The organism is Enterococcus sp. DIV1314a (assembly GCF_051713805.1).
In the GTDB taxonomy this organism is placed as follows: Bacteria; Bacillota; Bacilli; order Lactobacillales; family Enterococcaceae; genus Enterococcus_I; species Enterococcus_I aquimarinus.
On record NZ_JBIOQP010000001.1, the window covers coordinates 1,930,938 to 1,951,158 of the forward strand.

Annotated in this window: 17 protein-coding genes and 1 other annotated feature; of the genes, 16 read left to right on the forward strand and 1 reads right to left on the reverse strand. The window is 40.5% G+C overall.

Annotated elements, in window-relative coordinates:
• Positions 1-462 precede the first annotated feature (462 nt).
• The 6 genes from tsaB to IGI68_RS09210 all read left to right on the forward strand — a co-directional run bounded on the left by tsaB (position 463) and on the right by IGI68_RS09210 (position 5,513).
• The gene (gene tsaB / locus IGI68_RS09185; RefSeq protein WP_273231769.1) at positions 463-1,179 is read left to right on the forward strand and encodes a tRNA (adenosine(37)-N6)-threonylcarbamoyltransferase complex dimerization subunit type 1 TsaB; all 717 of its coding nucleotides are present in this window, start codon (positions 463-465) and stop codon (positions 1,177-1,179) included.
• Positions 1,163-1,702: a ribosomal protein S18-alanine N-acetyltransferase gene (rimI, locus tag IGI68_RS09190; protein ID WP_071873652.1), complete on the forward strand. Its 540-nt coding sequence runs from the start codon at positions 1,163-1,165 to the stop codon at positions 1,700-1,702. The genes tsaB and rimI (IGI68_RS09190) overlap by 17 nt, the downstream gene beginning before the upstream one ends.
• Positions 1,696-2,166, forward strand: a complete 471-nt coding sequence (gene rimI, locus IGI68_RS09195) for a ribosomal protein S18-alanine N-acetyltransferase (RefSeq protein ID WP_438732380.1) — start codon at positions 1,696-1,698, stop codon at positions 2,164-2,166. Before rimI (IGI68_RS09190) ends, rimI (IGI68_RS09195) begins: the two co-directional genes overlap by 7 nt.
• A complete protein-coding gene (gene tsaD, locus IGI68_RS09200; RefSeq protein WP_071873654.1) occupies positions 2,163-3,188 on the forward strand; it encodes a tRNA (adenosine(37)-N6)-threonylcarbamoyltransferase complex transferase subunit TsaD in 1,026 nt (341 codons plus the stop codon). The genes rimI (IGI68_RS09195) and tsaD overlap by 4 nt, the downstream gene beginning before the upstream one ends.
• A 64-nt stretch (positions 3,189-3,252) precedes the next feature.
• Positions 3,253-3,445 (forward strand) — a binding site (T-box leader).
• Positions 3,446-3,496: 51 nt separating this feature from the next.
• Entirely contained in the window at positions 3,497-5,188 is a 1,692-nt protein-coding gene (argS, locus tag IGI68_RS09205) for an arginine--tRNA ligase (protein WP_438732382.1), read from the forward strand.
• Positions 5,189-5,354: 166 nt separating this feature from the next.
• Positions 5,355-5,513, forward strand: a complete 159-nt coding sequence (locus tag IGI68_RS09210; protein WP_169818069.1) for a hypothetical protein — start codon at positions 5,355-5,357, stop codon at positions 5,511-5,513.
• 91 nt (positions 5,514-5,604) lie between these two features.
• Here IGI68_RS09210 and IGI68_RS09215 read toward each other — a convergent pair whose 3' ends face one another.
• Entirely contained in the window at positions 5,605-6,066 is a 462-nt protein-coding gene (locus IGI68_RS09215; RefSeq protein ID WP_071873656.1) for an arginine repressor, read from the reverse strand.
• Positions 6,067-6,231: 165 nt separating this feature from the next.
• Between IGI68_RS09215 and IGI68_RS09220 the strand changes: the two genes are divergently transcribed.
• From IGI68_RS09220 to IGI68_RS09265, 10 genes are all read left to right on the forward strand, one after another.
• On the forward strand, positions 6,232-7,173 hold the full coding sequence (locus IGI68_RS09220; protein ID WP_438732384.1) for an AEC family transporter: 942 nt from the start codon (positions 6,232-6,234) through the stop codon (positions 7,171-7,173).
• A gap of 240 nt (positions 7,174-7,413) precedes the next feature.
• A complete protein-coding gene (rpsB, locus tag IGI68_RS09225; RefSeq protein WP_071873658.1) occupies positions 7,414-8,205 on the forward strand; it encodes a 30S ribosomal protein S2 in 792 nt (263 codons plus the stop codon).
• A gap of 119 nt (positions 8,206-8,324) precedes the next feature.
• The gene (gene tsf, locus IGI68_RS09230; protein ID WP_071873659.1) at positions 8,325-9,206 is read left to right on the forward strand and encodes a translation elongation factor Ts; all 882 of its coding nucleotides are present in this window, start codon (positions 8,325-8,327) and stop codon (positions 9,204-9,206) included.
• A 128-nt stretch (positions 9,207-9,334) separates the two neighbouring features.
• Entirely contained in the window at positions 9,335-10,057 is a 723-nt protein-coding gene (gene pyrH, locus IGI68_RS09235) for a UMP kinase (RefSeq protein WP_071873660.1), read from the forward strand.
• Positions 10,058-10,059: 2 nt separating this feature from the next.
• Positions 10,060-10,617, forward strand: a complete 558-nt coding sequence (gene frr, locus IGI68_RS09240) for a ribosome recycling factor (protein ID WP_071873661.1) — start codon at positions 10,060-10,062, stop codon at positions 10,615-10,617.
• A 217-nt stretch (positions 10,618-10,834) separates the two neighbouring features.
• On the forward strand, positions 10,835-11,632 hold the full coding sequence (locus tag IGI68_RS09245; protein WP_071873662.1) for an isoprenyl transferase: 798 nt from the start codon (positions 10,835-10,837) through the stop codon (positions 11,630-11,632).
• Positions 11,633-12,439: a phosphatidate cytidylyltransferase gene (locus IGI68_RS09250; RefSeq protein WP_071873663.1), complete on the forward strand. Its 807-nt coding sequence runs from the start codon at positions 11,633-11,635 to the stop codon at positions 12,437-12,439.
• A 288-nt stretch (positions 12,440-12,727) separates the two neighbouring features.
• Positions 12,728-13,993 carry an RIP metalloprotease RseP gene (gene rseP / locus IGI68_RS09255; RefSeq protein WP_438732388.1) on the forward strand — a complete coding sequence of 422 codons (1,266 nt, stop codon included), beginning with the start codon at positions 12,728-12,730 and terminating at the stop codon, positions 13,991-13,993.
• A gap of 31 nt (positions 13,994-14,024) precedes the next feature.
• Positions 14,025-15,593 (forward strand): His/Gly/Thr/Pro-type tRNA ligase C-terminal domain-containing protein, encoded by a 1,569-nt coding sequence (locus IGI68_RS09260; protein WP_071873665.1) that lies wholly within the window; start codon positions 14,025-14,027, stop codon positions 15,591-15,593.
• 97 nt (positions 15,594-15,690) lie between these two features.
• Positions 15,691-20,016, forward strand: a complete 4,326-nt coding sequence (locus IGI68_RS09265; RefSeq protein ID WP_438732390.1) for a PolC-type DNA polymerase III — start codon at positions 15,691-15,693, stop codon at positions 20,014-20,016.
• Positions 20,017-20,221: the final 205 nt, after the last annotated feature.

The window sequence follows — 20,221 nt, forward strand, 5'->3', positions numbered from 1 at the left end:
TCGCACTACCCTACGAAAAATCGCCTTGTGTGAGAGCTACGAGACCGCTTCGAGCTAAAATCTCTCAGCTCGAAAGCTTCAAACTCTAGGTAAGTGCTAAAGCACAAACCTAGAGTCATTCACATTTCGTCTTTTGACGCAGCTGACACAAGGCATTTTTCTCCGGTCCGCTAGTTTCGATTCTCTTTTTGAAGTTTATTTTATCAAAAAATAAAAGAAATGATAAAAGGAAATAGTTCAGCGATGAGCCTATCATCACAAACAATAATCTATCCGAATAAAAGTGATGCAACCTATTTTTTGGTTGGACTATTTCAAGGATGGATGCTTGATAGTCGTCTGATTCAGGGAAATGCTCAGGTAGGTTTGAATTGATTCAAAAAAGCCAATACATCCAAACTGTTGCTCTTTTTTGTTTTGTGGTAAAATAGATTGGAATCTGTGAAGGTAGGGAATAAATACATGAAAATATTAGCAATGGACACCTCCAATCAAACATTAGCTATTGGAGTGACAGAAGACCAACAAGTACTCGGACAACTACAAACCACGATTAATAAAAATCATAGCGTCACCTTGATGCCTGCAGTCGTCTCGCTCGTCGAACAAGTCGGACTGCAACCAAGTGATTTTGACCGGATTGTGGTCGCGCAAGGTCCAGGATCTTATACCGGATTGCGCATTGGCGTGACGACTGCCAAAACGTTAGCCGCCACTTTAGCATGCGAGCTTGTCGGCGTCTCGAGTTTAAAAGTGCTCGCAGCGAATTGCCGCGGACGCAAAGAGTGGATTGTCCCAATCTTTAATGCGCGTCGCCAAAACGTTTATGCTGGAGCGTATCAGTGGCAAGCTGGAGAGTTAATCAACGTGTTACCAGATCAACATCTCTCGCTAGTCGACTTATTCGAAAAATTAAACGGTCAAGCTGTCTATTTTGTCGGAGAAGATACCAAAGTTTTTCAAACCGAAATTGCCAATGCCTTTGGCGAAACAGCGATTAACTCGGTTGTTGAATGGAATTATCCAAATGGGATTGTCTTAGCTTTATTAGGTGCCACCGAAAAGAAAGTCGAAAATAGTCATGGTTTTTCACCTGCTTATTTGAAACTCGTGGAAGCAGAGGAGAAGTGGTTGGAAACCAACGAAGTAGGAGACGAAAGGTATGTGGAAAAAATGTAATTGGTTTCGCTCACTCTTTTTACCAAACGCCCCTTTACAATATACCCCGCAATGGCTGGAAATTAAGCAAGAACGGTTCTTGATTCGCGAACTTGAATTAGGGGATATTAAAGAGTTACTAGCAGTGCAACGTTTGACGTATGATGGTCAAACGCCATGGACGCGTAGTGGGTTCTTATCCGAACTTTATTCGCGTTATACGCACCTGTATTTAGGAGTCGTTCACGAGGAAAAAGTGATTGGCTTTATGGGAGTTCGACTTTTTTTAGAAGATGGACACATTACGAATATTGCCATTATCCCGAAATTTCAAGGTTGGGGACTTGGCGCCTTTTTATTACAAGAGGCGGAAATATTCGCAAAAAGCCATCGCTGTCAAACAATGTCGCTAGAAGTGCGTAAAAGTAATAGCGATGCGCAACGGTTGTATCGGCGTTTAGGCTATGTTTCGCGCCGGGTCTTGCCAAATTATTATAATGAAAACAATGAAGATGCGATTGATATGGTGAAATATTTATGTTAAAAAGAAAAACAGATTATCGTTTGGAAGAATTGGCCCAAGCGTTGTATGAGCTTGCCGAGCAAAGTTACCCCAATGGTTCACCTTGGCAGGTCGGGCAATTTTTAGCCGATTTGCAAAATGAATGGAGTCAGTATTTGATTTTCACATTAGAGGACGATCGCCTAGCTGGTTTTGTGGGATTTCATCAACTCTTTGATGAAATCGAGATCATGCACATCGTTGTCGCACCTGATAGAAAAGGGCAAGGAATCGGCCAGCAGTTACTGATAGGGCTACTTGAAGAAGGACAACGCACAGAAGTTGAAGCGGTTTTTTTAGAAGTGCGCCAGTCGAATCAAGCAGCCAAGCGATTATATGAAAAAAATGGATTTGTAACGATTCATCGCCGGAAAGACTACTATCATCATCCGGTTGAAGATGCGCTAATCATGCGGAAAGAATTGAGGGAAATAAAAACTAAATGAGAGAATTAATTTTAGCAATTGAAAGTAGTTGTGACGAAACAAGTGTGGCGGTCATTGAAGAAGGATCGATTATTTTAAGTAACATTGTAGCCTCGCAAATTAAGAGTCACCAGCGTTTTGGCGGTGTAGTACCGGAAGTGGCGAGTCGTCATCACGTGGAAGAAATGACGTTATGTATTGAAGAAGCGTTGAAAACAGCTCAAGTTGTGCCCGCTGAATTAACAGCTGTTGCGGTGACACAAGGACCAGGACTCGTGGGGGCGTTACTCATTGGCGTGGCCGCGGCTAAAGCCTTTGCTTGGGCGCACCAATTGCCGTTAATTCCTGTGAATCATATGGCGGGTCATATTTATGCCGCGCGTTTTGTCGAACCGTTGACCTTCCCGTTAATGGCACTGTTAGTCAGTGGCGGTCACACGGAACTTGTCTACATGGCAGAAGACGGCTCTTTTGAAATTATCGGTGAAACACGTGATGATGCGGCGGGTGAAGCGTACGATAAAGTCGGACGTGTGCTCGGGTTGCGTTATCCAAGTGGGAAAGAAATCGACCAATTGGCGCATCAAGGAGAAGACACGTATGCGTTTCCTCGTGCGATGATCCATGAAGACAATTTCGATTTTAGTTTTAGTGGTTTGAAGAGTTCGTTCATTAATTTAGTGCATAACGCGCAACAACGAGAGGAAGAACTCGTGTTAGAAAATTTAGCCGCGAGTTTTCAAGCGAGTGTGGTGGATGTATTAGTCGCTAAAACCATTCGCGCGTGCAAAAATTATCCGGTGAAACAATTGATTGTGGCAGGAGGCGTCGCAGCTAATCAAGGACTGCGCAGTGGATTACACGAAGCGGTGGCAAAATCTTTGCCCGACGTTCAATTAATTTTTCCGCCATTTGCGTTATGTGGAGACAATGCCGCGATGATTGGTGCGGCAGCTCACGTGGAATTAAGGAAAAAACACTTCGCTCAAATGGATTTAAATGCCAATCCGAGTTTAGTCTTTCCAAATAAAGTACAGGCTTAGTGGATATTCACTAGCTAAATCAGGAGAAATTTGTTATAATTCATCTGATTAAAAAATTAAATGAATGATTGTCTAATCAAGAAGAGTAACTTTTTACGATTTTCAAGCGAGTTCGGGAAGGTGGAAGCCGAATAAAGAAGAAAAAGCGAAGCGCACTTGAGAATATTTGCTTAGCAAACGGTATCTACCGTTATCAGATAAAGTCGGTTCGATTGTCGAACAAACAGAGTGGTACCGCGGGAAATCTCGTCTCTAGTGTTTTTTAACACTAGGGATTTTTTTATTATTATTTTATAGGAGGAAGATAAATGAATAATCAAAACATTGTTGCAAAAGCAATCTATGACGTTGTAAAAGAGGATCTAACACTTGAACAAATTTTACGATTTTTAGAAACACCAAAATCAGTTGACCATGGGGACGTCGCTTTTCCGGCATTTGGTTTAGCAAAAGCGTATCGCAAAGCACCACAACAAATTGCCCAAGACTTAGCGGAAAAAATCGACGGTGCGAATTTTGAGAAAATTGAAGTGGTCGGTCCGTACTTAAACTTCTTTATGGATAAAGGCGCCGTGACACAAGCCGTTTTAGGACAAGTGATTAAAGAAAAAAATCATTATGGCGATGCTTCAATTGGCAATCAAGGCGCTGTACCAATTGATATGTCTTCACCCAACATTGCCAAACCGATTTCAATGGGGCATTTACGTTCGACTGTGATTGGGAACTCGATTGGTTTTATTTTAGAAAAAATTGGCTACCAACCGATTCGCATCAACCACTTAGGCGACTGGGGTACCCAATTTGGAAAACTGATTGTGGCGTACAAAAAATGGGGTAGTGAAGAAGCGCTCCAACAAGAACCGATTGCCGAATTATTGAAATTATACGTGCGTTTCCATGAAGAAGCGGAAGAAAATGACGCGTTAAATGACGAAGCACGTGCTTGGTTCAAACAACTTGAAGAAGGCGAAGCCGAAGCGATGCGTTTATGGAAATGGTTCCGTGACGAGTCTATGAAAGAGTTTAATAAAATCTACGATATGTTAGAAGTCTCGTTTGATTCATTGAATGGCGAAGCTTTTTATAACGACAAAATGGATGAAGTGGTGGAACTATTAGAAGAAAAACACTTATTATCGATGAGTCAAGGAGCGGAAATTGTTGATTTAACAAGTTATGATTTAAATCCAGCATTAATCCGTAAATCCGATGGGGCAACGTTATACATTACGCGTGATATGGCAGCGGCGTTATACCGTAAGCGCACGTATCAATTTGCCAAATCACTTTATGTAGTAGGAAATGAGCAAAGCTATCACTTTAAACAACTAAAAGCCGTTTTACTTGAGATGGGCTTTGACTGGTCAAACGACATGCACCACATCCCATTTGGCTTAATCACAAAAGACGGCAAGAAATTGTCTACGCGTCAAGGAAAAATTGTCTTATTAGAAGAAGTCTTGAATGAAGCGATTGCGTTAGCGAATAAACAAATCAGTGAAAAAAATCCTGATTTAGAAAACAAAGAAGAAGTCGCAAGACAAGTTGGTGTTGGTGCCGTTATTTTCCACGACTTGAAAAATGATCGTTTGAATAGCTTTGACTTTACCTTAGAAGAAGTCGTTCGTTTTGAAGGCGAAACCGGACCATACGTTCAATACGCACATGCACGGGCGATGAGTATTTTAACGAAAGCGGACTTCCAATTGGATGAAGCGAAAGACTATCGCTTAAACGATGAAGGTAGCTGGGAAGTCTTGAAACACATTCAACGTTATCCAGAAGTTATTTTACAAGCGGCTGAAAAATACGAACCCTCTGTCATTGCCAAACATGCGATTAAATTGGCACAAGTCTTTAATAAATACTATGCAAATACCAAAATCTTAGTCGATGACCAAGAAAAAGAAGCACGTCTAGCGTTAGTTTATGCGGTGACGGTCTTATTAAAAGAAGATTTACGTCTTCTTGGTTTACACGCACCAGAAAAAATGTAAGCACCCAAGTAATTCGCATTCGTTCCATTTCTTGCACAAGATGCAAGAAGTGGGGCGTTTTTTTTGCTTCGTCTCTTGAATCCGACTGCATTCGGACGATAAGGAGAGTAACAGCCTATGAATCGATGTTAAACGTAAGGTTGTCAGAAGGGAATGTGGGGAGCGGATGATTTATTTAGTGATTGCGATGACAATTGCAGATGGGACGAAACAAAAACAGTTTCGGACGTATCGTGAGGCGTTGTGTTATGCCACCGATTATCGACATATACGTAGTAGTCGCATACTCAAACATCAAAATGTACTAGCGGACTTCTCTTACTAATCACCAAAACAGCTCGCCTCGATCAAATTGAAAGAGACGAGCTGTTTTAGTATGTCAAGAATCTTTGAGCGGTCTTTGTGGTGGCGCATTTTTAGTTAAGATTCTGTTTAAAAAATGTTTCGAGAATAATTGCGGATGCTTCATCCGGCGAGATAACAGCGACAGTATCAAATCCTGCTAAGGTACAGACTTTTTCTTTCATCGTCACTTCGTCGATGGCCGCAGCTAAGATCGGCGCGTTATTGGGAATCGTATGTAAAATGGTCATGAATTGTACCCGGTCGATCTTAGTCACCACATCTTGGGTTAATTGACTGAGATGTTGCGTTTCGGATTGGACGTCAGGTGATTCTGATTGAAGTTGTTGAAAAGAAGCTCGACCTGACGCGTCAATGGATTTGACGATTTTAAGATCACGAATATCGCGCGAAATCGTGGCTTGGGTCGCAGTTACGCCATTTTCTTTTAAAAGTGCGAGTAACTCTTCTTGCGTATGAATCACATGGGTACGAATTAAATGTTCAATAATGGCGTGGCGTTCACTTTTTTTCAAGTGGGTTCCTCCTTCGGTTAGATTCGCCTCTATCATATCAAAAATGATTCATAATTCCTAGAAATAATTCGTTGAAGGAATAAAGGCGTATTTTTGATGACCCAAGTCGTGGTAACACCCGTAAAAGCATGATAGAATAGAACAAAAAGGAAGAGGAGGCAGGGTTTGTTAGAAGCATACTTAAATATTTTAGTGATTTTTGCGGTGATGCTCGTGGGTTATGTGCTCACGTGGCGAAAATGGTTTGACAACCATATTGCCGACGTTTTTTCCAAATTGGTTTTGAATATTGCCTTACCATTGAACATGTTTTTGAATATGACAGAACGGTTTACGAAAGCCGAATTTTTAGAATTATTTCGCGGGATTTTATTACCGGCATTATCAATTGTGATTACCTATTTGATCAGTATTGGTTATGCGAAACTCATCAGAGTCCCAATCGGGCGACAAGGGGCTTTTAAGGTGATGTTTACAGCTTCCAATACGATTTTTATGGGATTGCCCGTGAATATTGCCGTCTTTGGGGAAAAAGCGATTCCCTATGCACTCCTTTATTATATTTGTAATACGACGTTCTTTTTTACAATCGGAATCTACTTGATTCAGCGCGATAATTTAACTGCACATCACACGCCCCCGTCATTTTCGTTTCGTTTTATCGTTCGAAAGTTACTCTCTCCGGCGTTACTTGGTTTTTTTATTGGCTTATGTTGGATGTTGTTAGAAATCCCTTTAGCGGCGCCACTGCGCGACTTTGCGCATTATCTAAGTCAGCTCACAACGCCCTTATCGTTATTTGTGATCGGCATTATTATTTATCAAACCGGCCTTAAAAATTTAACGTTAGACAAAGATACGATAGGCGTTCTGGTTGGTCGTTACCTCGTTAGTCCACTCGTGATTATTTTATTATCCAAAGTAATCCCCGTGCCAACACTTATGCTCAACGTCTTTATTTTACAATCCGCGATGCCTGTACAAAACTCGATGCCGATTTTGGCAAAAGGTTATGGGGCAGATGAAACATTTGTGACAAGTAGTTTAGTTTATTCGATCGTGGGCTATCTTTTTGTGATTTTGGTGTTACTACAAGTGATTTATTAACGAACATCAAGGGAAACGACAGCTGAAAAATCCCGAAAATGGAATACGCATTAAAAAAATAAGTAAATCACTTGTAATTTTCAATGAAAGTAGTTATACTATTAAAGGTTGAGTGCTCATCAAGAGCCTTGACTGAATCCACATTATCTGTGATTTCAATAGTGGTGCTGAATTTTTCAGTTCTATTGAGAGTTGAAACAGCTAAGAGGAAATACAAAAACCAAATGGAGGCAACAAACAATGGCAGTAATCTCAATGAAACAGTTACTAGAAGCTGGTGTACACTTTGGTCACCAAACTCGTCGCTGGAACCCAAAAATGAAGAAATATATCTTCACAGAAAGAAACGGAATCTACATCATCGATTTACAAAAAACAGTTAAATTAGTTGATGCAGCTTACGAATACATGAAAAACGTTGCAGACGAAGGCGGAATCGCGCTTTTCGTAGGTACTAAAAAACAAGCTCAAGAAGCAATCAAAGAAGAAGCAATCCGTTCAGGTCAATACTTCGTTAACCACCGTTGGTTAGGCGGAACGTTGACTAACTGGGAAACAATCCAAAAACGTATTTCACGCTTAAAATCAATCAACAAAATGGAAGAAGACGGAACTTTCGAATTACTTCCTAAAAAAGAAGTTGCTGGCTTAAACAAAGAACGTGACCGCTTAGAAAAATTCTTAGGTGGAATCGCTGATATGCCTAGAATTCCAGACGTAATGTACGTGGTTGACCCCCGTAAAGAGCGTATTGCAATTCAAGAAGCGCGCAAACTTAATATCCCAATCGTAGCGATGGTTGATACTAACTGTGATCCAGATGAGATCGACGTAGTTATCCCTTCAAATGACGATGCAATTCGTGCAGTTAAATTAATCACTGCAAAAATGGCTGATGCATTTATCGAAGCAAACCAAGGTCAAGACGAAGTGGTTGCAGAAGATTTTGCAACTGAAGCAACTGTTGAAACTGCAACTTCAATTGAAGAAATTGTTGATGTAGTTGAAGGAAACAACGCTTCAGCTGAGTAATTCGTAACGAAGCGAGCTGTTTCAGAGGCTAGGCGTCCAGCCTTTAAAAACCTTTGAAACAGCTTTTTTTAAACAAGCGCTAATAATATAATACTAACCATTCAGGAGGAAATGAGAACATGACTCAAATTGCAGCTAAATTAGTAAAAGAATTACGTGATAAAACAGGCGTTGGTATGATGGACGCGAAAAAAGCATTAGTAGCCGTAGAAGGCGACATGGAAAAAGCAATCGACTTTTTACGTGAAAAAGGCATGGCAAAAGCTGGTAGCAAGAGCGACCGTATTGCAGCTGAAGGATTAGCAGCTGTGGCAACTAACGGTAACACTGCAGCAATCGTTGAAGTAAACTCAGAAACAGACTTCGTTGCGAAAAACGAAATGTTCCAAGATTTAGTTCAAGAATTAGCAACAATCGTGGCAGAGCACAAACCTGCTGATATGGATGCAGCGATGGCTTTACCAGCATCAAAAGGAACAGTTGCTGAAACATTAATCGAAGCAAACCAAGTTATCGGCGAAAGAATTAACTTCCGTCGCTTTGAAGTAATCGAAAAAACAGATGCAGATGCATTTGGTGGCTACTTACATATGGGCGGACGTATTGCAGTATTAGCTGTTTTAGAAGGAACAAACGACGAAGCAGTCGCAAAAGACGTTGCAATGCACGTGGCAGCGATCAACCCTCGTTATGTTGACGAATCTCAAATTCCTGCTGCTGAATTAGAGCACGAAAAAAATATCTTAACAGAACAAGCATTAAACGAAGGCAAACCAGCAAATATCGTTGAAAAAATGGTTATCGGCCGCTTAAGCAAATTTAAAGCTGAAATTTCATTAGTTGACCAACCATTCGTTAAAGATCCAGATACAACAGTGGCAAAATATGTTGCAGCTAAAGGCGCAACGGTTAAATCATTTGTCCGTTTTGAAGTTGGCGAAGGTATCGAAAAACGTGAAGAAAACTTTGCGGAAGAAGTAATGAGCCAAATCAAAAAATAGTTTTTGAATTTGAATAGATTGGGAACGCATATTTATGCGCTCCCTTTTTTTAGGGAAATTTACAAAATAACTGATATCTACGGGCGATTGTGCTACAATAGGACTAGAGAATTTACGGAGGAATTATTATGTCAAAACCAAAATACCAACGCGTTATTTTAAAATTAAGCGGTGAAGCTTTAGCTGGAAACGAAGGATTTGGCATCAACCCGCCAACCATTCAAGAATTTGTCAAAGAATTAAAAGCAGTTCATGATTTAGGTGTAGAGTTGGCGATTGTTGTCGGTGGTGGTAACATTTGGCGTGGACAAATCGGTGCTCAAATGGGGATGGAACGTGCACAAGCCGATTATATGGGCATGTTAGCAACCGTGATGAATGCTTTAGCACTTCAAGATACCTTAGAAAATGCAGGCGTTCCAACGCGTGTTCAAACATCAATCGAAATGCGTCAAATTGCTGAACCTTATATTCGTCGCCGTGCTGAACGCCATCTTGAAAAAGGTCGCGTTGTTATCTTCGCAGGTGGAACAGGGAATCCGTACTTCTCAACAGATACAACGGCAGCCTTAAGAGCTGCTGAAATTAATGCTGATGTCATCCTAATGGCTAAAAATAATGTCGATGGCGTTTACTCTGCTGATCCAAAACTCGATGCAAAAGCAGTGAAATTTGATGAGTTAACTCATTTAGATGTGATTGCTAAAGGCTTACAAGTCATGGATTCAACGGCAAGTTCATTAAGTATGGATAACGACATTCCGTTAGTTGTCTTCAACTTAAACGAACCAGGAAACATTCAACGAGCAATTATGGGAGAAAATATTGGAACAACCGTAAGGGGGAAATAATCATGGCAAATGCAATTTTAACTGAAACAAAAGCAAAAATGCAAAAATCAGCAGACGGTTTACAACGCGAACTTGGTCAAATTCGTGCAGGTCGTGCGAATGCTAGTTTATTAGATCGTATCTCTGTTGTTTACTATGGTGCACCAACACCATTAAATCAAATGGCTTCTATCACTATTCCAGAAGCGCGTGTGTTAATGATTACACCATTTGACAAAACAATTTTAGGTGAAATTGAAAAAGCAATTCTTGCGTCAGACTTAGGAATCAATCCATCAAATGATGGTTCCGTTATCCGTTTAGTGCTTCCGCAATTAACAGAAGAACGTCGGAAAGAATTAGCTAAAGAAGTGAAAAAAATTGCTGAAAATGCAAAAGTCGGTGTTCGTAGTGCCCGTCGTGATGCCATTGATGCTTTCAAAAAACAAGAAAAAGCAAGTGAAATTTCTGAAGACGAATTAAAAGTATACGAAAAAGATGTACAAGCGTTGACAGATGAATTTGTGAAAAAATTAGATGCGATTGCTGCTGAAAAAGAAAAAGAGCTATTAGATATCTAAGCAAAAAGATGAATAAAAGAGTTGATGAACGGCATTTGTGCTTGTTATCAACTCTTTTTTTGTCACATGATTCATTAAAATTGTGCAAAATCGCCTTCTAAAAGGTAAGCGAAAAAGTAAAATCCATAGGAACTTTGCATTTTTCGTAGGCAATGAAGTGAATTATTGCTATAATAACCTAGATGACTTTCTGAAATAATAAAAAGGAGGGCGTAGTATGTTGCGTTTTTTACCGCAGAAAAAGAAATATGTTCCGGAAGAAAATGAGTATACATTCTCGACCGAATTACCCATTCCCAAACACATCGCAATCATTATGGATGGCAATGGACGCTGGGCGCAAAATAGACGCTTACCTCGCGTTGCAGGACACAAAGAAGGGATGGAGGTCGTTAAGAAAATAACGATGCATGCCTCAAAAATCGGGGTCAAAGTTTTGACGTTATATGCGTTTTCAACTGAAAATTGGAAACGACCAACCGAAGAAGTCGATTTTTTAATGCAACTACCGGTTGATTTTTTCGATACGTTTGTTCCAGAGTTGAAAAAAGAAAATGTTCAAGTCAATGTGATGGGCTATCAAGAGTTTTTGCCGGAGCATACGCAAGAAGCGGTACGCCGTGCGATGGAAGAGACAAAAGAAAATACGGGATTGATTTTGAACTTTGCCCTTAATTATGGGAGCCGTGCCGAGATGGTGACGGCGATGAAATCCTTGTATGAAGAACTAGCTGAAAAGAATCTTCCCATTGAATCACTGGATGAGAAAATGTTTGAAAAACATTTAATGACAGGTTTTCTATCCGAAGAATTACGCGATCCTTCATTAATGATTCGCACGAGTGGTGAAGAACGTATCAGTAACTTTTTACTATGGCAAATTGCTTATAGTGAATTAGTGTTTACGAAGGCATTGTGGCCAGATTTCGATGAACAAGCGCTCGAATCAGCCATTGCCAGTTTTCAAAATCGTGATCGTCGCTTTGGCGGCATCAAACAAAAAGGAGGCAAATAAATGAGACAACGTGTGATAACAGCCGTAGTTGCTTTAGCTTTTTTTATCCCGATTATCTACTTTGATTTCTTTGGTATTTCAGTAGGATTACTTTCGGCAGCGTTAGCTGGGGTAGGGGTCTACGAACTTTTCCGGATGAAAGGATTGACAGTCATTAGCTTTGAAGGGGTGCTGGCAATCATTGGCGCGATAATTTTGGCGCTCCCAAGAGATCCTTGGTTTACTTTTTTACCAGAGAAAACCGATAAATTTGCTTTGTATTATTTTGTTGTATTAATCCTCTTAGGAATATCGGTATTATCGAAGAATATGTATACGATTGACGAAGCGGCGTTTCCTGTCATTACAAGTTTATACGTCGGGATGGGATTTGGCAGCTTTGCGAGTGCCCGTGCGGAAAGCCTGGTTGTATTGTTCTTTGGTCTTCTGATCGTTTGGGCGACAGATATTGGCGCTTACATGGTTGGACGAGAATATGGCAAACGAAAATTATGGCCAGAAATTTCCCCGAATAAAACTGTTGAAGGTGCCTTAGGAGGAATCTTAAGTGCAGTAGTCATTGCGATTATCTACTTAATTGCCTTTCCTGCCATCACGTATTTTGGTTATCCTTCACTAACGTTAATTTTAATGACTGTGATTTTTTCAATTATTGGTCAATTCGGCGATTTAGTCGAGTCAGCCTTTAAACGTCATTACGGCGTGAAAGATTCCGGCATTATCTTACCAGGACATGGCGGTATTTTAGATCGCTTTGACAGCATGTTATTTGTTTTTCCAATGATGCATCTTTTTGGTATTTTTTAATCATTCATATTCAAAATAAAGAGAATCAGAGACGTTATGCGTTTAGGGTTCTTTTTTTGGTGCAACGAAGAGACGTTTTTGAGGTATTTGCAATCATGAACGGTATACTGAAGGATGTCAAATAGTAAAAATAACGAATTATATTTATTTTTTTGGCCCTAAACGTTACGTTCTCGTTACAAACTGCTAGAACAATTGTGTAATTAGTCAGATGTGATAAAATAATAAGGATACTTCTATATTTTTTGAGACAGATAATAAGAATGGAATAGAAAGCGAGGAAAATAAATGAAGACGATTTTAACGTTCATCATTGTCTTCTCTGTGGTCGTAGTTATCCATGAGTTAGGACATTTTTATTTTGCAAAAAGAGCTGGGATTTTAGTCCGCGAGTTTGCGATTGGAATGGGGCCAAAAATCTTTAGTCATCAAGGCAAAGATGGGACAGCCTACACGATTCGCGCGTTACCAATTGGTGGCTATGTTCGAATGGCTGGTTATGAAGAAGAAGAGGAAATGAAACCAGGGACACCGATCTCATTGTTGTTAGATGAAAATGGCGTCGTGACAAAAATTAATACAAGTAAAAAAGTACAACTAGCGAATGCCATACCAATGGAAGTGGCAAGACATGATTTAGTCGATGATTTAACGATTACTGGCTTTATTAATGGGGATGAAAGTGAAACAATCACGTATTCCGTCGATCCTAAGGCCTTTATCATTGAAGAAGACGGCACGGAAATTCGAATTGCGCCAAGAAATGTGCAATTCCAGTCAGCGAAATTATGGCAGCGGGCGTTAACCAATTTTGCGGGTCCAATGAACAATTTCATCTTAGCTTTTGTCTTATTTTTAGTGATTGTGTTTGCCCAAGGTGGTGTCGTGGATATGAATTCCACTGTGATTAGTGGCGTTGTGCCAGATGCACCGGCTGCTGTGGCAGGCATGCAAGGCGGCGATAAGATTGTATCGATTAACGAAGAATCAGTCGCAACGTGGACTGACGTGCGCGCCTATATTCAAAGTCATGCGACAGAAGAACTAACGATGGTTGTTGAGCGAGAAGGGCAAGCAAAAGAATTTCAAGTGCAGCCTATTATCATTGAAGAAGACGGTCAGACCTACGGACAAGTTGGTATCGAAGCGCCGATGAAAACAGGTTTTGTCGATAAAGTAGTAGGGGCATTTAATCAAAGTATTTCGAGCTTCACTCAAATCCTAGTCGCTTTACGTAATATTATTTTTAATTTTGACGTGAATCAACTTGGAGGTCCAGTCTTGATTTTCGAGTTATCTTCTCAAGCGGCGAGCCGTGGTGTGATGACAGTAATTTCATTGATGGCGATGATTTCAATGAACTTAGGGATCTTTAATTTAATTCCAATCCCAGGGCTCGACGGTGGTAAATTATTGTTAAACTTGATTGAAGGTGTTCGGGGGAAACCGTTAAGTCAAGAAAAAGAAGGGTTAATTTCCATCATTGGTTTTGGATTTTTAATGTTATTGATGGTGTTTGTTACTTGGAATGATATCCAACGCTTTTTCTTTTAAAAGTAGAGGGTAGTTGGTAAAGGAGAAAAAAATGAAACAGTCAAATCTGTTAATACCTGATTTACAACGGATGTTAGGGGAGGAAATTACTGAGGCAAGTCAGCGATTTCTAGTCAAATCTGGTTTTCTCGGTTCTTTTCAAGATAACCAATATGTGTTTTTACCATTAGCGATGCGCGTCATTGAAAATATTAAGAACATCGTCACCGAAGAATTGGAAAAACTATCCGCCGTTGAATTTCAGTTACCGGTTCAATCTTCGCTTCATGCGGAGGAATATTTAAGTACTCTTTTATTGAAGGAACCTGAAAATTTACAAAATAATACATCCATGCAACTGTATCAGATTCAGACCGCTCTGATTGCCAATCAAAAAAAGGCGGGGCATTTTTTGACGAATTTTGAGTCAACCTACTTAGACGCATTCTCATTTCACGAAACGAGCGTGAGTTTAAGCGAAAATTATCATCGCTACGAACAATTATTTGGACGAATTTTAGCGCGTTGTGATCTCCAATTTCAAAGTGTGATTGCGCTAAATAAAGAAACGAATCAACAAGATACAAAAGAAATCATCGCCGATAGTCTTGAGGGGGATGAACAATATTGTGCTTCTTCTGAAAGTGACTATCGTGCAAAGATAGAAGTGGCAACTCGTTTATGCTCAGGTAAAAAATCGCATGCTTCCTATTTACCATTAGTCAAAAAAACGTTCGCTGAAAATATAGAAGAAGCACAGGGACAATGGCTCAAATCTTATTTTTTACGCGCAGGAAAGCAACCGATTGTCTTATTTTTACGGCAAGAAGATCAGTTGAATTTGGCAAAAGTAACCAATTTCTTTAAACAAAAGGTTGTTCAAGTGAAACCAAAAGAAATTGAAAAATACTTTGGACAAGCGCGTGAAATGCTCGATGTTTGGAATTTGCCGCAAGAAGTGACGTATTTAGGTGATTTAGAAGTCGAATTTTTGACGAATACGAAAATGATTGCGCCACATTCTGAACAAGAATACTACGAGAATATCAATCCGCTAAGAGATTTTCCCAATGTTGCATTTGCTGACTTTTGTTTTGTTAAAGAAGGGGATCCCTCACCAGATGGTCAAGGAGTTCTGACTTTCAAAAAAGGGGTAAAAATCGGTCAATTGTATAAAAAGAATCAAACTCTTCCGGAAGAGGAAAAAGCGACGATTCCTTTTCATATTGGGCACTATCAACTCGATTTAAGCCGCTTATTTTTGATGATTGCGCAGCAACATCGCACAGAATCAGGGATTATTTGGCCAGAAGAGGTCGCACCATTTGACTTGCACCTGATTCCAACAGATTTAACAGATTCTTATCAACAGGAGTTGGTGGAAGCCGTCAATGCGATGATGGCAGAGGAGTTTCAAATTTTAATCGATGATCGAAACTTACCTTTAGAAGAAAAACAAAATGAAGCAGCCTTTATTGGTTGTCCGATTGAAATTACGATTGGAAAGAAAGCCGTTGAAGGGATTCTCGAAGTCAAAATCCGAGCGACAGAAGCGGTAATCGAAGTTCGGAAAGAAGAATTGGTCGATACCTTAAATATTTTATTTTATTCAGCGGAATAAAGGAGCAGTCTGGGAAACCTCTTAATAAGGCTTCCTAGACTTTTTCATGCAAAAGATTGTATACTGTTTTAAGCGAAAAGAAAAGGGTGAAAACATCTTGTCGAAAAATAAAGAGAAGTTTAAAATCTTGCTAGATCAAATGAACGTCACTGAGGATGTTAAGAATCATCCGTTGATTCAGACTGGCGAAATTGTTCAAGTGTTGGTCCATAAAAAATCAAAAAAATGGGACTTTACCTTAGAATTTGATCGAATTTTACCAGCCGCCTTATATCAAACCTTTCAGCAACATTTGATGATGGCGTTTAAGGAAATCGCGGAAGTCTCGATGAAAATTCAAACGCGAGAAGATGAATGGTCAGAAGCGTTATTACAAGAATATTGGTTATTCGCATTAGCCAATGAATCCTGTGATACGCCACTCGTTCAACAAGTATTAAAAACGCAGTTACCTGTGTTAAACAATAAAAAAGTTTTGTTATCGGTGACAAATGAAGCGGTTAGTAGTATTTTACAACAGCAATACTTGCCATCAATTGAAGAAAACTACCAAGATTTCGGCTTTCAAAAGTTTCGTATTGTGCCGCAAGTCAATGAAGCCCAAGTTGAGGTCGATTTAAAAGAATTAGCGGAGCGTCAACAACAACAAGAAGCACAATACATGGAACAAGCCGCACAAGCCATTGCGTCGAATGAAAAACGGAAAAAAGAAACACCTGCATTAAGTGGCCCGATTATGTTAGGACGCACTATTCCGGCCGATGAATTGGTGATGCCAATGGCCAATATTTTAGAAGAAGAACGACGGGTCACGATTCAAGGGTATGTCTTTGACGTAGAGGTCCGTGAGTTACGTTCGAAACGTAAAATCTTAATTATTAAGATGACCGACTATACGTCCTCCTTTATCGTGAAGAAGTTTTCGAATGGCGAAAAGGATGAACAAGTCTTTGAAGCGATTAAGAAAGGTTCTTGGCTAAAAGTTCGAGGCAGTGTTCAAGAAGACACGTTTATGCGTGATTTGGTCATGAACGCCCAAGATTTAATGGAAGTTACACATGAAAGTCGTAAAGATTATGCGCCAGAAGGTCAAAAAAGAGTCGAGCTGCATTTGCATTCGAATATGAGTACAATGGATGCGACGAATCATATTGGTGATTTGGTGGCACAAGCGGGTAAATGGGGGCATAAAGCGATTGCGATTACCGATCATGGAGGAGCACAGGCATTCCCGGACGCCCATCAAGCAGGTAAAAAAGCTGGCGTCAAAATTCTCTATGGCGTGGAAGCGAATATTGTCGATGATGGGGTAGAGGTTGCTTACAATCCTCAACCAGTCACGTTGACCGATGCCAATTATGTCGTTTTTGACGTGGAGACGACAGGATTATCCGCCGTTTACAACAAAATCATTGAACTAGCCGCTGTCAAAATGAATAAAGGAAATGTGGAACAAACCTTTGAAGAGTTTCTGGATCCAGGACATGCGTTATCGAAAACAACGATTGAACTAACGGGGATTACCGACGAAATGGTTCGAGGATCAAAAAGTGAAGCAGAAGTCTTGCGCGCTTTTCGTGAGTTCTCAAAAGATTGTATTTTAGTGGCGCATAATGCCTCTTTTGATATGGCCTTTTTAAATATGGCCTATAAGCGTCACGGATTACCAGAAGCGGAGAATCCAGTCATTGATACGTTAGAATTGGCACGTTTTTTATATCCTGATTTTAAACGTTTTGGACTCGGTGTCTTAACCAAACGTTTTGGTGTCGGGTTAACCCAACATCACCGTGCGATTTATGATGCGGAAGCGACCGGGCATTTAGCCTGGATTTTTGTCAAAGAAGCGATGGAGTCGCATCAAATGTATTTACACGAGGATTTGAATCGTCATGTTGGGAGCGCAGAATCAATCAAAGCAGCGCGACCGTTTCATGCGACGATTTTAGCTCAAACACAAACGGGGCTTAAAAACTTATTCAAACTGATCTCATTATCCAATATTACGTATTTTCACGGAAAAGTGCCGCGTATCCCTCGGACGGAATTGACGAAACTTAGAGAAGGTCTTTTAATTGGAACAGCGTGTGATAAAGGCGAAGTCTTCGTTGCGATGATGCAAAAAGGGTATGAAGCAGCCAAAGAAAAAGCCTATTTCTATGACTATATCGAAGTCATGCCTAAAGAAGTCTATGCGCCACTAATTGAACAAGAATTGGTCGATAGTGAAAAAGATTTGGAAGAGATTATCGCAAATCTTGTCCGCATTGGAAAAGAGCTAGATAAACCCGTAGTTGCGACTGGAAATGTGCATTACTTAAATGAAGAAGATGCGATTTATCGTAAAATACTCGTCAATTCGATGGGGCATGCCAATGCGTTAAATCGTCATTCCTTACCAAAAGTCCATTTTCGAACGACTGATGAAATGTTAACAGCCTTTCAATTTTTAGGAAGCGACTTAGCAGAAGAAATTGTCGTGACCAATCCCAATTTAATTGCGGATCGCTGTGACAACGTTGTTCCAGTGAAAGATGACTTATATACGCCAAAAATTCCTGGTTCTGAACAAGAGATTACGGATTTAAGTTATAATCGAGCGAAAGAACTTTACGGCGATCCGTTGCCAGATATCGTTGAAAAACGTTTGGAAAAAGAATTGAATTCGATTATCGGTAATGGATTCTCGGTGATTTATTTAATCTCGCAAAAACTCGTCCATAAAAGCAATGCGGATGGATATTTGGTCGGCTCACGGGGTTCGGTTGGTTCCAGTTTCGTGGCAACGATGACGGGAATTACGGAGGTGAATCCACTAGCGCCGCATTACCATTGTCCAAAATGCCAGTATTCCGAGTTTTATGAAGATGGCTCGTATGGTTCTGGCTTTGATATGCCCGAAAAAGCGTGTCCGGAGTGTGGCACACGCCTAACGAAAGACGGTCATGATATTCCGTTTGAAACCTTTTTAGGGTTCCATGGGGATAAAGTACCCGATATCGATTTAAACTTTTCGGGTGAGTATCAACCTCAGGCTCATAACTACACGAAGGAACTGTTTGGAGAAGACTATGTGTTTCGGGCTGGAACCATTGGTACGGTCGCTGATAAGACGGCTTATGGCTATGTGAAAGGGTACGAGCGTGATAATAATTTACATCTACGTTCGGCTGAAATCGATCGACTCGCCAAAGGTTCGACAGGCGTACGGCGAACGACTGGACAGCATCCAGGTGGAATTATCGTTATTCCGGACTATATGGATGTCTATGACTTTACGCCAATCCAATACCCAGCGGATGACCTACAGTCAGAATGGAAGACGACCCATTTTGATTTCCATTCGATTCATGATAATATTTTAAAACTTGATATTTTAGGACATGATGACCCGACCGTCATCCGCATGTTACAAGACTTATCCGGAATTGATCCCATTACGATTCCGACCGATGATCCTGAAGTGATGCGTATTTTTGAAGGGACGGACGTTTTAGGAGTGACGCCTGAACAGATCTTCTCCAAAACCGGTACGCTTGGAATTCCCGAGTTTGGGACACGTTTCGTTCGTGGGATGCTTGATCAAACCCATCCGTCAACGTTTGCGGAATTGTTACAAATTTCGGGTCTGTCACATGGAACGGATGTGTGGCTTGGAAATGCGGAAGAATTGATTCGTAACGGAACAGCCGATTTAGCCAATGTGATTGGTTGTCGGGATGATATTATGGTTTACTTAATGCATGCCGGTCTGGACGATGGAATTGCCTTTAATATTATGGAAGGTGTTCGTAAAGGAAAAGGGATACCGGAAGAGTGGCAAGCGGAAATGCGCAAACACAATGTGCCGGAATGGTACATCGATTCTTGTTTGAAAATCAAATACATGTTCCCGAAAGCCCATGCGGCAGCGTATGTCCTCATGGCGTTACGAGTGGCTTATTTCAAAGTCTATTTCCCAATTTTATATTACTGTGCTTACTTTTCAGTGCGTGCTTCTGATTTTGATTTAGTCGCGATGTCAAAAGGTAAAGATGCCGTGAAAGAGGCCATCAATGAGATTAATCAAAAAGGAATGGATGCCTCTACGAAAGAGAAAAACTTATTAACGGTGCTTGAATTAGCGAATGAAATGTTGGAGCGTGGCTATGAATTTGGCATGATCGATTTGTACAAATCAGATGCCGAAAACTTTATTATTGAAGGCAACAAATTGATTGCGCCTTTTCGTGCTGTTCCGAGTCTTGGGGCCAATGTGGCGCACCAAATCGTTAAAGCCCGCAAAGACGGACCGTTTTTATCAAAAGAAGATTTAGCCAATCGCGGAAAAGTTTCGAAAACACTGATCGATTACATGACCGAAAACGGCGTCTTAAAAGACCTGCCTGATGAAAATCAGCTGTCATTGTTTGACATGTTTTAAACGCACCGTCGCCTAGACAACCAAAGTATCAGGTACACTAAAAAGCCGTCAGAAGAACGCATCTTCTGGCGGCTTTTTTGGTTGCTTCAATCGTTGACGAACAAAGTAATTTATCATTATGAAAGCTTTCGTGTCGCGATTGGGTTAATCACTTGATTGACTAAATCGAAATCAAATTCGGGAAAAATGGTCATTTTCCGGCTGT